The 13,422-nt window shown below is 54.9% G+C and carries 13 protein-coding genes; all 13 read left to right on the top strand.

Going from position 1 to position 13,422, the window contains the following annotated elements; all coding sequences use genetic code 11:
• Positions 1 to 7: 7 nt before the first annotated feature.
• The 13 genes from yfmF (at position 8) to KNP71_RS03355 (ending at position 13,321) form a co-directional block, all read left to right on the top strand.
• Positions 8 to 1,246: an EF-P 5-aminopentanol modification-associated protein YfmF gene (gene yfmF / locus KNP71_RS03415; protein ID WP_021067619.1), complete on the top strand. Its 1,239-nt coding sequence runs from the start codon at positions 8 to 10 to the stop codon at positions 1,244 to 1,246.
• Complete coding sequence (gene yfmH / locus KNP71_RS03410) at positions 1,243 to 2,502, top strand: EF-P 5-aminopentanol modification-associated protein YfmH (protein WP_021067618.1); 1,260 nt, start codon at positions 1,243 to 1,245, stop codon at positions 2,500 to 2,502. Before yfmF ends, yfmH begins: the two co-directional genes overlap by 4 nt.
• Positions 2,499 to 3,194 (top strand): elongation factor P 5-aminopentanone reductase, encoded by a 696-nt coding sequence (gene ymfI / locus KNP71_RS03405; RefSeq protein WP_131471223.1) that lies wholly within the window; start codon positions 2,499 to 2,501, stop codon positions 3,192 to 3,194. The genes yfmH and ymfI overlap by 4 nt, the downstream gene beginning before the upstream one ends.
• A 97-nt stretch (positions 3,195 to 3,291) precedes the next feature.
• Positions 3,292 to 4,068 (top strand): YmfK family protein, encoded by a 777-nt coding sequence (locus KNP71_RS03400; protein WP_021067616.1) that lies wholly within the window; start codon positions 3,292 to 3,294, stop codon positions 4,066 to 4,068.
• Positions 4,069 to 4,116: 48 nt separating this feature from the next.
• Positions 4,117 to 4,968, top strand: coding sequence for a helix-turn-helix domain-containing protein (locus KNP71_RS03395; protein WP_241764584.1), 852 nt, complete (start codon positions 4,117 to 4,119; stop codon positions 4,966 to 4,968).
• Positions 4,969 to 4,999: 31 nt separating this feature from the next.
• Positions 5,000 to 5,578: a CDP-diacylglycerol--glycerol-3-phosphate 3-phosphatidyltransferase gene (gene pgsA, locus KNP71_RS03390; RefSeq protein WP_021067614.1), complete on the top strand. Its 579-nt coding sequence runs from the start codon at positions 5,000 to 5,002 to the stop codon at positions 5,576 to 5,578.
• Positions 5,579 to 5,646: 68 nt separating this feature from the next.
• On the top strand, positions 5,647 to 6,873 hold the full coding sequence (locus KNP71_RS03385) for a competence/damage-inducible protein A (RefSeq protein ID WP_214830013.1): 1,227 nt from the start codon (positions 5,647 to 5,649) through the stop codon (positions 6,871 to 6,873).
• Positions 6,874 to 6,949: 76 nt separating this feature from the next.
• On the top strand, positions 6,950 to 7,999 hold the full coding sequence (gene recA, locus KNP71_RS03380) for a recombinase RecA (RefSeq protein WP_021067612.1): 1,050 nt from the start codon (positions 6,950 to 6,952) through the stop codon (positions 7,997 to 7,999).
• Between the two features lie 187 nt (positions 8,000 to 8,186).
• Positions 8,187 to 9,749 carry a ribonuclease Y gene (rny, locus tag KNP71_RS03375; RefSeq protein ID WP_029595337.1) on the top strand — a complete coding sequence of 521 codons (1,563 nt, stop codon included), beginning with the start codon at positions 8,187 to 8,189 and terminating at the stop codon, positions 9,747 to 9,749.
• A gap of 48 nt (positions 9,750 to 9,797) precedes the next feature.
• Positions 9,798 to 10,592 (top strand): TIGR00282 family metallophosphoesterase, encoded by a 795-nt coding sequence (locus KNP71_RS03370; RefSeq protein WP_058763830.1) that lies wholly within the window; start codon positions 9,798 to 9,800, stop codon positions 10,590 to 10,592.
• 26 nt (positions 10,593 to 10,618) lie between these two features.
• Positions 10,619 to 10,879 (top strand): stage V sporulation protein S, encoded by a 261-nt coding sequence (locus KNP71_RS03365; RefSeq protein ID WP_012726477.1) that lies wholly within the window; start codon positions 10,619 to 10,621, stop codon positions 10,877 to 10,879.
• Between the two features lie 169 nt (positions 10,880 to 11,048).
• Positions 11,049 to 12,125 carry an L-threonine 3-dehydrogenase gene (gene tdh / locus KNP71_RS03360; RefSeq protein ID WP_131471220.1) on the top strand — a complete coding sequence of 359 codons (1,077 nt, stop codon included), beginning with the start codon at positions 11,049 to 11,051 and terminating at the stop codon, positions 12,123 to 12,125.
• A gap of 14 nt (positions 12,126 to 12,139) precedes the next feature.
• On the top strand, positions 12,140 to 13,321 hold the full coding sequence (locus KNP71_RS03355) for a glycine C-acetyltransferase (RefSeq protein ID WP_214830011.1): 1,182 nt from the start codon (positions 12,140 to 12,142) through the stop codon (positions 13,319 to 13,321).
• The last annotated feature ends 101 nt before the right edge of the window (positions 13,322 to 13,422 follow it).

Raw genomic sequence — 13,422 nt, 5'->3', positions numbered from 1 at the left:
TCCAGTTATGAAAGGAATCGAACAATTTCAACAGCGATTGCACTATTCGGTCTACCCGACCCAAAAATTCAAGACGACGACATGTCTCGTCTCGTTCGCGGCGCCATTGTCGCCTGAGACGATTGCAGCCCGCGCCTTGTTGCCGTATGTGATGGAGAAGGCGACGGAAGCCTATCCGTCGATCGAACTGTTCCACACGCCGCTCGAACAACTGTATGACGCAAGCCTGTACGCCGGGGCCTCGAAAGTCGGCAAAGAGCATATCATCCAGTTCCAGCTTGAAGTCGTGAACGATGAACTCGTCGGCGAACCGGTGCTCGCTCAAGCCATCAAGCTGCTCGAGGAAGTGCTGCTTCGTCCGAACGCCTATGACGGGGCGTTCCAACCGCTCATCGTCGAGCAAGAGGCTCGTCTCCAGCGTCAACGGATCGAATCTGTATACGATGACAAGATGCGCTTTGCCCAACAACGTCTACAAGAGCTGCTCGGCGAAGAACTCGCCATCCCATCGCTTGGGACACTTGACCAGTTGGAGCACGTGACACCTCGGACGTTGTTCGAGGCGTATGAAGCGATGATCCGTCACGACCGCGTCGACGTCTATGTCGTCGGGGACGTCAGTCGTGAACAAGTGACGGACGCGTTCGCCCCGCTCGAAGGGCTCGGAGAACGTCTCGTTCGGGAGTATCCCCAGCCGGTCGACCGTGAGTTTCAACGGCTCGAGGAACATCAAGCCATCAATCAGAGCAAGTTGCACCTCGCCTATCAAGTCGACATCGACCCGAGAAGTGAGGACGCCGTCCGGATGCAAGTCGTCAACGGCTTATTCGGCGGCTTCCCGCACTCGAAACTGTTCATGAATGTCCGTGAAAAAGAGAGCTTGGCCTATTACGCGGCCTCGCAGTATAGCTCGCTCAGCCGGATGTTGTTCGTCTACGCCGGAATCGATGCCTCGAACCAGGCCAAGACCGAGGCGATTATCGCCGACCAGCTAGCCGACCTTCAAGCCGGCACGTTCGAGGATGAGACGCTCGAACAGACGAAAGCGATGTTATTCCATCAGCGTCGCCAACTCGGCGACAATCCGCGCCAACTGATCGCTTGGATGAGCGGTTCGGACATCCGTCCGTTCTCGCTCGACGAAGAGATGGCGATTATCGAACGGACGTCGCGTCAAGACGTGGCCGCGCTCGCGAACCGATTGACGCTACAGGCCGTCTATTGTTTAAAGGGGGGAACCGCATGAAACTCGATTTTCCAAACGTCGGAGAGACGCTTCATCATACCGTCCTCGAGAACGGATTGACGGTTTACTTATTGAAAAAGACCGGCTATGAGAAAACGTACGCCACGTTCACGACCAAATACGGGTCGATTGATCGTCGGTTCAAGCTAGAGGACTGGGTCGACGTACCGGACGGGATCGCCCATTTCCTCGAGCATAAGATGTTCGAGAAAGAGGACGGCGACGTGTTCCAACAATTCGGACGCCTCGGTGCGTCGGCGAACGCGTTCACGTCGTTCACCCGGACGGCATATTTGTTCGGTGCGACGTCGAACGTCAGTGAGAACTTGAAGACGTTAATCGACTTCGTCCAAGCGCCGTACTTTACAGAAGCATCGGTCGAAAAAGAGAAAGGCATCATCGGTCAAGAGATTCAGATGTATCAAGACAATCCAGGTTGGAGGCTCTACTTCGGTTTGATTGAGGCGATGTACGCCGAACACCCGGTAAAAATCGATATCGCCGGGACGATCGACTCGATCAGTGCCATTACGGCGGACGATTTGTATCGTTGCCACCAAGCGTTCTATCATCCGAGCAACATGGTGCTGTTCGTCGTCGGGAATATCGACCCGGACGCCATCCTCGCGGAAATCACCGCCAATCAGGCGGCGAAGACGTTCCCACAGCCGCTGTTGACAGCGCGGGAAGAAATCGAGGAGCCGGAGACGGTGCATCTGGCCGAACGCATTATCGAGATGGACGTATCGGTGCCGAAAGTGATGATTGGGTATAAAGACATGCCGCTTGCCGGCAAGGATGGCATGAAGCAAGAGCTCATCGTCGAGCTCCTTATGCATGCCTTGTTCGACACGACGGCACCGCTCTATGCGGAACTGTATGCCGAAGGATTGATTGATGACGCGTTCTCGTTCGACTATACGTCAGAAGAGACGTTCGCCTTCGCCGTCCTGTCGATGGAGACGCCACACGTCGAGACGTTCGTCGATCGGATTACGTCCGCCCTCGAGCGTCCGCTCGAACTCGGCGTCGAGACACTCGATCGCAAGAAGCGCATGATGAAAGGGCAGTTTTTGAAGGCGCTCAACTCACCTGAGTTCATCGCTAACCAGTTCTCACGCTATGCGCTCAGTGGCGGTAATATGTTCGACATCCCTGATCTGCTCGATGCGATTTCACTCGACGATCTGTACGCCGCGTATGACCGTCTATTCCAAGCCGATCAACGGACCGTCTGCATCGTCAAGAAGCCGTGACGACGCTCATCACGGGAGCGAGCGGGGCAATCGGTCGTGCCGTCGCCCTGTCGTTCCGGGACGATGACCTCATCTTGCAGGCGCATACGCAGGCGGAATCGCTCCGTGCATTCGTCGCGAGCGAAGGACTGACGGCTGACGTCGTCACGTGTGACCTCGATGATGAGACCGGGCTCGAGACTTGGCTCGACACACTCGGACCGGTCGACCGCATCATCCACGTCGCCGGCAATCATGCCTACGGGTTGCTCGTCGACCAGTCGCTCCTCGAACTCGATCGGCTGTACCGGATTCATGTCCGCTCGATGGTCCGGCTCGTGCAGCACGTCGTCGGGCAAAAAGCGTACGACCTCCCCCTAGATATCGTCGTCGTCTCGAGCGTCTGGGGTGAGGTCGGTGCGGCCGGGGAAGTCCTCTATTCGACGGTCAAGGCCGCCCAACTCGGATTCGTCAAAGCGTTCGCGCGTGAGGCGGGACCGTTTCATGTCCGTATCAACGCGGTCACACCGGGGTGGATTGACACTCCGATGAATGATACGGTAGAAGAGACGAAACAAACGGCCCGTGAGGAGATTCCGCTCGGCCGGTTAGGCGGACCTGAGGAAGTGGCGGAGACGATTCGTTTTCTTTGCTCCCCGGCTGCAGCCTATATGACCGGTGCCGTGCTCCGTATCGATGGCGGTTGGGTGTGAAACTTTGTCGTCACGACTGAAACGAGTTCTTTTCAATTCTTCTAAAATAATTTAGAATGAACAAGGTAGCGAGCACACATCGGAAAGGGTGGACGAGATGGATCATAAGTTCGAAGAATGGTATCTCGAATATGAACTTTGCCAAAATCGGCCCGGTATCCTGGGGGATATCGCTTCCCTGATGGGGATGCTTCAAATCTCAATCGTGACGATTAACGGCGTCGATCTCCAGCGCCGCGGCATGCTGTTAAAGGCCCCGGCCGCGGATCACGTCCATCGTCTGGAACATATTTTGCGCAAGATGGAAGCCATCGTCGTCATCAAGCTCCGGCGACCGAAGCTTCGCGACCGAATCGCGATTCGACATGGGCGCTACATCGAGCACGACAATGACGACAAGAAGACGTTCAAATTCGTCCGCGAGGACTTAGGTGTCCTCGTCGACTTCGTCGCCGAACTGATGAAAGAAGAACGGCACTTGTTGATCGGGGTGCGCGGCAATCCGCGTGTCGGGAAGACCGAGTCGATTGTTGCGGCGAGCGTCTGTGCGAACAAGCGCTGGCTGTTCCTGTCATCGACGCTCATGAAGCAAACGGTGCGGACCTCGTTGTTCGAAGAAGAACGCGAAGGGGACCACGTCTATATCATCGACGGTGCCGTCTCGACGCGGACGATGGATGAACGCCATCGTCAATTGATTCGAGAAGTCATGCGGTTGCCGTCCGTGAAAGTCATCGAGCATCCGGACCTATACGTGCGCAACACCGATTGCGTGTTCGAAGACTTTGATTACATCATCGAACTGAGGAACTCACAAGATGAGGAGATTATCATTCCTCAAGAGACACATCGTGAGGCAGAATGGTTTGAATAACTACTTGAATGGAAGGTGTGGACCCCTGTGACAGAACTAGGGACTTTTTTGAAACAAAGGCGTGAGGCGAGCGGTTTGACGCTCGACCAAATCCAGCAGACGACGAAGATTCAAAAACGCTATATCATCGCGATCGAGGAAGGTGATTACAAAAATCTCCCTGGCTCGTTCTATGCACGGGCGTTCATTAAAACGTATGCGGAATCGTTAGGACTTGATGTCGATGAACTGTACGAGACGTATGCGAAAGACTTGCCGAAAATCGAGCCGCAACCGACCGTTCAATTATCGCGAAAGCAAACCTATTCGAAAGCGTCCGAGACGTCGAGCCGTGTCTCGCGTTGGGTACCGAAAGTCATGCTCGTGCTCGTCGCGTTCCTGTTGATGACGGCCGTCTATTACGTCGTCCGAAACCTTGATTTCGGCGACCAAAACGCGTCACCGACTGAACAGACGAACTCGGGTGTAACCATTGATCAAAACAAGGACGTGCCGGAAGAAGAGCCGGTCGAAGAAGAACCGCCGGCTGAAGAACCGGTCGAAGAAGAACCGGCAGAAGAGACGGGACCGATTGCGGTCGCGTCGACGAACGGGGCAGACCTCACATATGAGATCGCGACGGCCGATAAACTGACGACGGAGATTCATGTGAAAGAGTCGCCGGCGACATATGTCGGTGTTCGGGACACCTCACTCGAGGGAGCGTTCCTCGCTCCGGAATATCCGAACCAATCGAAACAAAACCCGATTGTCATCGAGGACGCGGAGACGGATACGCTTCGCATCCGAATCGGCTTGATCGGTGGGGTCGAGAAAATTGTTGTCAATGGCCGGGAGCTTGAATTAGCCGACTCGCCGGTCACACAAAATATATTTGTAAAGAGAGTCGACGCAGAATAAGTTGACTCTCCTTCTAGAGGAGGAGTTCTCGATGAACCTACCTAACCGTTTGACGATGTTACGGGTGTTGCTCATCCCCGTGTTCGTCGTCTTACTCGCCGTAGATTTTGATTGGGGAGACATCGCTTTCCTCGGGGCGGACGTACCGCTCCATCAATTCATCGCCGCGGTCATCTTTACGATTGCCGCTATCACTGACTGGCTTGACGGGCATCTCGCCCGGAAGCACAACTTGGTCACCAACTTTGGGAAATTCATGGATCCGCTCGCTGACAAACTACTCGTCACGGCGGCACTTGTCCTGCTCGTCGAGATGGATCTCGTCGCGGCATGGGTCGTCGTCGTCATTCTCTCGCGTGAGTTCGCGGTGACGGGACTTCGTCTCGTGGCGGCCGATGAAGGAATCGTCGTCGCGGCCGGGAAGTCGGGCAAAGCGAAGACATGGGTCCAACTCTTTGCCATCATCTTCCTGCTGTTCGGCAACCCGATTTTCAGCTATGTCGGCATCCCGTTCGGCGAATGGGCCATGTGGCTCGCGCTCGTCTTGACGATTTACTCAGGGGCCGAATATTTCGCACAAAACTATAAGATCATTGTAAAGTCGATGTAACCATCGGCATAGACGAGTTGTTCAGCTTGGCCGAACAGCTCGTTTTTTTATTGGGAGGAGGAATTTGGATGAAACGCACCGAAATCATTGCGGTAGGCTCTGAACTGCTCTTAGGGGAAATCACGAACACGAACGCCCGTTACTTATCAGAACAGCTGTCGAAATATGGGTTGTCCGTGCTGTATCATGTAGTCGTCGGAGATAATCAGGAACGTTTGCGAGCGACATTCGAACAAGCGCGATCACGAAGTGAATTCGTCATCGTCTCTGGCGGCCTTGGGCCGACGGCGGATGATATCACGAAGACGACACTCGCCGAGGTGCTCGGTCGTCCACTCATCCGTGACGAGGCATCGCTCGAGACGATCCATCGTTTCGTCGCCTCGCGCGGACGCGAGCCGAACGAAGGGGACGCGCGGCAAGCAGACGTCTTAACCGGGGCCGAAGTGCTCACCAACCCGGTCGGTCTCGCGCCCGGGATGTGGATCGAGGACGAACCGACATGGCTGTTGTTACCGGGTGTCCCGTGGGAGATGAAAGCGATCGTCGACGCCACGTTCCCAGAAAAATTCGGCGGGATGACCATCGTCTCTGAATCGTTGCGCTTTTATGAAATCGGTGAGTCGGCGCTCGACGCGGCCGTCGTCGATTTGATGACCGGGTCGAACCCGACGGTCGCCCCATACGCCGAGTCGGGCGAGGCACGACTGCGCATCAGCGCCCGCGCCGATACTGAGACCGTGGCGCGGGAGATGATTGAACGGGTCAAACAGGATATTTTGGCGCGGGTCGGTCACTATTACTTCGGTTCAGACGAGGATACGCTCGCCGCACGGCTGATTCACGAGTTACAAGCGCGCAAGGCGACGCTGTCGATTGCCGAGTCGCTCACGGGCGGTCAAGCCCAAGCGATGCTCACGGCCGTTCCAGGAGCATCCTCGGTGTTCAAGGGCGGGGTCGTCACGTACTCCGACGAGCTAAAAAATAGGTTTTTAGGGGTGTCCCTTGATACAATTGATTCACACTCGGTCGTCTCAAAAGAAGTCGCCTTTGAAATGATCCTCGGTCTGACGCGTCAGACCGGAACGGATTATGGGCTGGCGTTCACCGGCGAGGCCGGTCCGACGTCAAATTCGGGTCAGCCGGTCGGAAAAGTGTTCATCGGCATCCGGTCACCGGACGGGATTGACGTGATTGAACGTGATTACCCGCATCAAGAGCGGCATGTCATTCAAGCCCGGGCTACGAAAGACGGAATGTGGGCGCTCCTGCAACAAATGAAAAAAGGCGAATAAACGTTCGCAAAAAACTTGTGTATCGTCTTCGCTTCGCTTATAATGAAAGTATCAATCAAAGGAGGCTCATTAATCTATGAGTGATCGTAAACAAGCGTTAGAAATGGCATTACGCCAAATTGAGAAACAATTCGGTAAAGGCTCAATCATGCGCCTCGGTGAAAATACAGATCAGCAAGTTTCGGTGACCCCGTCAGGCTCAATCGCCCTCGACATCGCCCTCGGTGCAGGTGGTTATCCACGTGGTCGTGTCATCGAAGTGTACGGACCTGAATCGTCAGGTAAGACGACGGTGGCGCTTCATGCTATCGCTGAAGTTCAAAAGCGCGGCGGACAAGCTGCCTTCGTCGACGCCGAGCACGCGCTCGACCCGAAATACGCACAAAACTTGGGCGTCAACATCGATGAGTTGCTCTTATCACAACCGGATACAGGGGAACAAGCCCTTGAGATCGCGGAAGCCCTCGTCCGCTCTGGTGCGGTCGATATCCTCGTCGTCGACTCGGTTGCGGCACTCGTTCCGAAAGCCGAGATTGAAGGGGAGATGGGAGACTCACACGTCGGTCTTCAAGCCCGCCTCATGAGCCAAGCGCTCCGTAAATTGTCTGGTGCGACGAACAAGTCGAAGACAATCGTCATCTTCATCAACCAAATCCGTGAGAAAATCGGAATCATGTTCGGTAACCCGGAAACGACACCTGGTGGTCGTGCCCTCAAGTTCTATTCGTCGGTCCGTCTCGAAGTCCGTCGTGCTGAAACGCTCAAACAAGGTCAAGACATGGTCGGGAACCGGACGAAAATCAAAGTCGTCAAAAACAAGATCGCGCCACCGTTCAAGACGGCAGAAGTCGATATCATGTACGGCGAAGGAATCTCGCGTGAAGGCGAGCTCATCGACATCGGGGCCGACCTCGATATCGTTCAAAAGAGCGGCGCGTGGTACTCGTACAACGAGGAGCGTCTCGGTCAAGGCCGTGAGAACGCGAAGCAGTATATGAAAGAGAACCCGTCGGTGGCCGCATCGGTCGAAGAACGGATTCGCGACCACTACGGTCTCAACGGTGAAAAGACGGTCACAGTCGAAGCTGACAACGATGACGTCCTCTCACTTTTAGACGAAGAGTAAGTAACGTTTCTCGCCTGACATGGTTCAGGCGAGATTTTTTTAGTATAATTTTTTTGATGAATTGGTAGTTCTATCCTGTCCGTGCATTGCATTCTAACAGGTAAATAAGTACAATAAAGCTATACGCGGGCTCGCTCGCGTTTTCATTCATGAAAAAATAAAATAACCTTGCGAAAGGGAGGTGAACATGATGGAATGGCTATTAGAGCTTATTCTGATCCTCCTTTTGCCGATAGCTTTTGTTGCAGGTTTTTTTGTGCGTAAATCGATCGCCGAAGCGAAGATTCAAGGTGCCGAGACGGAAGCGACCAAGATTGTAGAGCAAGCGCGACAACAATCGGAAGCGATGCAAAAAGAAGCACGGCTTGAAGTAAAAGAAGAGATGATTCAACTTCGCAATGAAACCGAACAAGAATTGCGCGAACGACGTGAAGAGCAGAAAGTGAAAGAAAATCGTTTCGTCCAAAAGGAAGAGCTTCTCGACCGGAAAGCAGACATGCTTGAACGGAAAGAAGACGCCCTGGATGAACGTGAGGCTGCACTCGCGAAACGGAAGCGTGAAGCGGAAACGCTCGAGAGCAAAGTGGAGGAATTATATGAGGAGGCACGCCAAGAACTAGTACGCGTGGCAGCCTTGTCGAAAGAAGAAGCACGGACCATCATCATGGACGAAGCGAAGCAGGAAGCGCTTCACGATGCTGCTCTCCTTCAAAAAGAAATCGAGCAAAAAGCAAAATTAGAAGCTGATAAAAAAGCGAAACACCTCTTGTCTCTCACGATGCAACGTTATGCGGCCGAACACGTCGCCGAGACGACCGTGTCAGTCGTCAACTTGCCGAGTGATGAGATGAAAGGGCGGATTATCGGACGTGAAGGACGTAACATCCGCACGCTCGAGACACTCACCGGCATCGACCTCATCATCGATGACACGCCGGAAGCGGTCATCCTATCTGGATTTGACCCGGTCCGTCGTGAAATCGCCAAGATGACGCTCGAAAAACTCGTTCAAGACGGTCGGATCCATCCGGCCCGCATTGAAGAGATGGTCGAGAAATCACGTCGTGAAGTCGATGAGCGCATCCGTGAATACGGGGAAGAAGCGACATTCTCAGCCGGCATCCACGGCGTCCACCCGGACCTCGTCAAGACGCTCGGTCGAATGCGTTACCGGACGAGTTACGGTCAAAACGTGCTCGCCCACTCGGTCGAAGTGGCCCACCTCGCCGGCATGATGGCCGCCGAGCTCGGGGAAGACGTCACGCTCGCCAAACGAGCGGGTCTCCTCCACGATATCGGGAAAGCCATCGACCATGAAGTCGAAGGCAGCCACGTCGAGATTGGTGTCGAACTCGCCACGAAGTACAAAGAGCATCCAGTCGTCATCAACTCGATTGCCTCGCACCATGGGGACGTCGAAGCGACGTCGACGATTGCGGTCCTCGTCGCAGCGGCTGACGCCTTGTCAGCGGCACGTCCAGGAGCCCGTCAAGAGACGCTCGAAAGCTATATCCGACGCCTTGAGCGCCTCGAAGCGATCTGTGAGTCGTTCGAAGGAGTCGAGAAGTCATATGCCATCCAAGCGGGACGTGAAGTCCGGATCATCGTCCGCCCAGACGTCGTCGATGACGTCGTGGCGAACAAGATGGCCCGCGACATCTGTAAACGGATCGAAGATGAGCTTGACTATCCAGGCCAAATCAAAGTGACGGTCATTCGCGAAACGCGTGCCGTCGATTATGCGAAGTAACAAGAGCGGAGACATTCTCCGCTTTTTCTATTGGAGGAGGACAAGACTATGAAAATCTTATTTATCGGCGACGTGGTCGGAAAACCAGGTCGCGACATCTTGAGCGCCCAAATCGGACGCTTAAAAAGCAAATATAGCCCGACGTTCATGCTCGTCAACGGTGAAAACGCAGCCAACGGACGTGGTATCACAAAAAAAATCTATCAACAATTTCTCGAGCTTGGATTTCATGGCGTGACGATGGGGAATCATACTTGGGACAACCGTGACATCTTTGACTGGATTGATGATGCCGACCGCATCGTCCGCCCGGCCAACTATCCTACCGGTACGCCCGGTGTCGGGATGATGGTGTTGAAACAAGGCGGGAAGAAGCTCGCCGTCATCAACGCGATGGGGACGGTGTTCCTGCCGTCGCTCGACTGTCCGTTCCGCACCGTCGACGCGCTCGTCGAAGAGATTCGCGGCGAGGTCGATGCGATTTTCGTCGACATGCACGCCGAGGCGACAAGTGAGAAGATTGCGATGGGGTATCATCTTGACGGACGCGTCCAAGCCGTCGTCGGCACCCATACGCACGTCCAGACGGCTGACAACCGCATCCTACAAAACGGTACGGCGTACATCACCGACGTCGGGATGACGGGTCCGCTCGACGGGGTGCTCGGCATGGATGCCGAGGTCGTCTTAAGAAAATTCATCACCCAGCTCCCGGTCCGGTTTGAAGTTGCCGAGGGACGGGAACAACTAAATGGAGTTTTAATCACAATCGATGACCAATCGAAACGAGCCACGAAAATCGAACGCATACACCTAGATGATCAGACCGTATGGTTTGATTGAACAACCTACCCGAGGGGGAAACAAGAATGGACGTACTCAAAGTTTCGGCAAAATCGAATCCTAACTCCGTGGCGGGTGCACTCGCTGGCGTACTTCGTGAAAAAGGAACGTGTGAGATTCAAGCAATCGGCGCTGGAGCGCTCAATCAATCCATCAAAGCGGTCGCGATCGCGCGTGGTTTCGTCGCGCCGAGCGGGCTGGATTTGATTTGCATCCCTGCGTTCACCGATATTATGATTGACGGAGAAGAACGAACGGCAATCAAGCTCATCATCGAACCAAGATGAGCTTGCGGTCGGGACATAGGTCCTATTCTTGTAAGAGAAGCCATCGGCGCGGATGGCTTCTCTTTTTTGTCTGGAAAATCGACGTTCTATCTTCTCAGGTTCGTCATTTTATGACAAGATGAAAGAGAACGTGAAGTTCGATTAAGAGATGAAGAGGGGGACGTTTTCAATGGAACAGCTCGTGTCTACGACAGAGAAGGAAGCAACGACACCTGTGATGAAAGCGATTCAAAAACATACGGCCGGATTCGGGGCCCAATTGGTCGAAGCACCAATCCCGACGCCAGGCGCCGGGGAAGTGTTAATCAAAGTGAAAGCGACATCGATTTGCGGGACCGATGTCCACATTTATGAGTGGGACGACTGGGCGAAGAGCCGGGTCAAACCGCCATACGTGTTCGGTCACGAGTTCGCGGGGGAAGTCGTGGCGCTCGGGGAAGGAACGAAACGCATCCAAATCGGACAGACCGTATCGGCCGAGACGCATATCGTCTGTCACCAATGTAAACAGTGTTTGCGCGGGCAGTATCACATCTGTAAGAACACGAAAATCATCGGTGTCGACACGCAAGGCTGTTTCGCTGAATACGTCGTCATGCCCGAAGAGAACTTGTGGGTCAATCCAGAGTCGATGCCGGCCAAGCTCGCCTCGATTCAAGAGCCGCTCGGAAACGCCGTCCATACAGTGCTCGCGAGTGACGTGTCAGCCAAGTCGGTCGCCATCGTCGGGTGTGGGCCAATCGGGCTCATGGCCGTCGGCGTCGCCAAGGCGGCGGGCGCGAGCCGCGTCTATGCGATTGACGTCAACCCGTACCGGTTGAAGCTCGCCGAAGACATGGGGGCGGACGTCGTCATCAATAGCCTCGAGCAAAATCCGCTCGAGCTGATCATGGATCAGACGGACGGGGACGGTATCGATGTCGTCTGTGAGATGAGCGGGCATCCGGTCGCCATCGACCAGGCGTTCAAGATGGTCACGGCCGGCGGGGACGTCAATGTGTTGTCACTCCCAGCCAAGCCGGTCGCCATCGACTTGACGCGTGACGTCGTCTTCAAAGGGGTGCGCGTTCAGGGCATCACCGGACGTAAGATGTATGAGACGTGGGGTCAAGTGTCGACGCTACTCGCGACAGGTCAGCTGAACGTAGAACCGATTATCACGCACGTGTTCAAGCTTGAGGAGTTCGAGCAAGGTTTCGAGCTTATGCGTGCCGGGAAATGTGGAAAGGTCGTCTTAATACCATAACAGGGGGAATCGATATGGCATTTGAACATATTACAGAAGCAGTCAATGAAATGAAACAAGCGGGCACGTTCCGCTCGCTCGTGCCGCTCGAGTCGGCGCAAGCGAACGAAGTCACGATCGACGGCAAGTCGCTCGTCCAGTTGTCTTCGAACAACTATCTCGGACTCGCCAACCATCCGCGCTTGAAACAAGCGGCGATTGAAGCGGTCGAACAGTTCGGGGCCGGCACAGGTTCGGTCCGGACAATCGCCGGGACGTTCGAGATGCACGAGGCGTTCGAACGCGAGCTCGCCGAATTCAAACATACGGAAGCGGCGCTCGTGTTCCAGTCGGGCTTCGCGACGAACCTCGGCGTCTTGTCGGCACTGCTCGGTCCGGAAGACGTCGTCATCAGTGACGCGCTCAACCACGCCTCGATTATCGACGGCATCCGGTTGACGAAAGCGGCCCGCCGCATCTATAAGCACACCGACCTCGCCGATTTAGAGGCGGCGTTGAAAGAGACGCAAGATTATCGGACGCGTCTCGTCGTCACGGACGGCGTCTTCTCGATGGACGGCAACATCGCGCCGCTCCCAGAAATCGTCGAGCTCGCCGAGAAGTATGACGCGGCGGTCATGGTCGACGATGCCCACGCCTCGGGCGTGCTGGGCAAAAACGGCCGCGGTACGGTCAACCACTTCGGGCTCGACGGCCGGGTCGCGCTACAAGTCGGGACGTTGTCGAAAGCGATTGGTGTCCTCGGCGGCTACGTCGCCTGCTCGAACGACATCCGTGACTTCTTGATTCAAAAGGGACGTCCGTTCTTGTTCTCGACGTCACACCCGCCAGCGGTCGTCGCGGCGAACCGTGAGGCGATCCGTGTCATGAAAGAGGAGGAAGAGCTGTTCGATAAGCTTTGGGCGAACACCGAGTTCTTCAAGACGGGTCTTCGTGATCTCGGCTTCGATATCGGCCATGCGACGACGTCGATCACACCGGTCATGCTCGGCGAAGAGACGCTCGCGCACACGTTCTCGGACAAATTGAAAGACCACGGCGTGTTCGCACAGAGCATCGCTTTCCCGACGGTCGAGAAAGGCAAGGCCCGGATTCGGACGATCGTGACGGCGGAACATACCCGTAACGACCTCGAACGTGCGCTCGCTGCCTTCAAGGCGGTCGCGGAAGAACTGAACGTCACGCTTCAAGCGTAAGGTTAAAACTGTAGAAATAGAGATATGAACCACAGCATGCCTGAATTGGGCATGCTGTTTTTGTTTGAAAATTTTGGTAGACATCTAGGAGGATTGAATCT

This window comes from Exiguobacterium sp. s56 (assembly GCF_018618255.1).
GTDB classification, from domain to species: domain Bacteria; phylum Bacillota; class Bacilli; order Exiguobacteriales; family Exiguobacteriaceae; genus Exiguobacterium; species Exiguobacterium chiriqhucha.
The sequence above is the reverse complement of the archived record's forward strand: the minus strand, read 5'-3'. Positions and strand labels throughout refer to the sequence as shown.

Coding starts and splice junctions, on each gene's coding strand:
- pgsA (WP_021067614.1), top strand. CDS start 5,000: ATGAACCTACCTAACCGTTTGACGATGTTACGGGTGTTGCTCATCCCC.
- yfmH (WP_021067618.1), top strand. CDS start 1,243: ATGAAACTCGATTTTCCAAACGTCGGAGAGACGCTTCATCATACCGTC.
- KNP71_RS03365 (WP_012726477.1), top strand. CDS start 10,619: ATGGACGTACTCAAAGTTTCGGCAAAATCGAATCCTAACTCCGTGGCG.
- KNP71_RS03355 (WP_214830011.1), top strand. CDS start 12,140: ATGGCATTTGAACATATTACAGAAGCAGTCAATGAAATGAAACAAGCG.
- recA (WP_021067612.1), top strand. CDS start 6,950: ATGAGTGATCGTAAACAAGCGTTAGAAATGGCATTACGCCAAATTGAG.
- tdh (WP_131471220.1), top strand. CDS start 11,049: ATGGAACAGCTCGTGTCTACGACAGAGAAGGAAGCAACGACACCTGTG.
- KNP71_RS03370 (WP_058763830.1), top strand. CDS start 9,798: ATGAAAATCTTATTTATCGGCGACGTGGTCGGAAAACCAGGTCGCGAC.
- KNP71_RS03400 (WP_021067616.1), top strand. CDS start 3,292: ATGGATCATAAGTTCGAAGAATGGTATCTCGAATATGAACTTTGCCAA.
- rny (WP_029595337.1), top strand. CDS start 8,187: ATGATGGAATGGCTATTAGAGCTTATTCTGATCCTCCTTTTGCCGATA.
- yfmF (WP_021067619.1), top strand. CDS start 8: ATGAAAGGAATCGAACAATTTCAACAGCGATTGCACTATTCGGTCTAC.
- KNP71_RS03385 (WP_214830013.1), top strand. CDS start 5,647: ATGAAACGCACCGAAATCATTGCGGTAGGCTCTGAACTGCTCTTAGGG.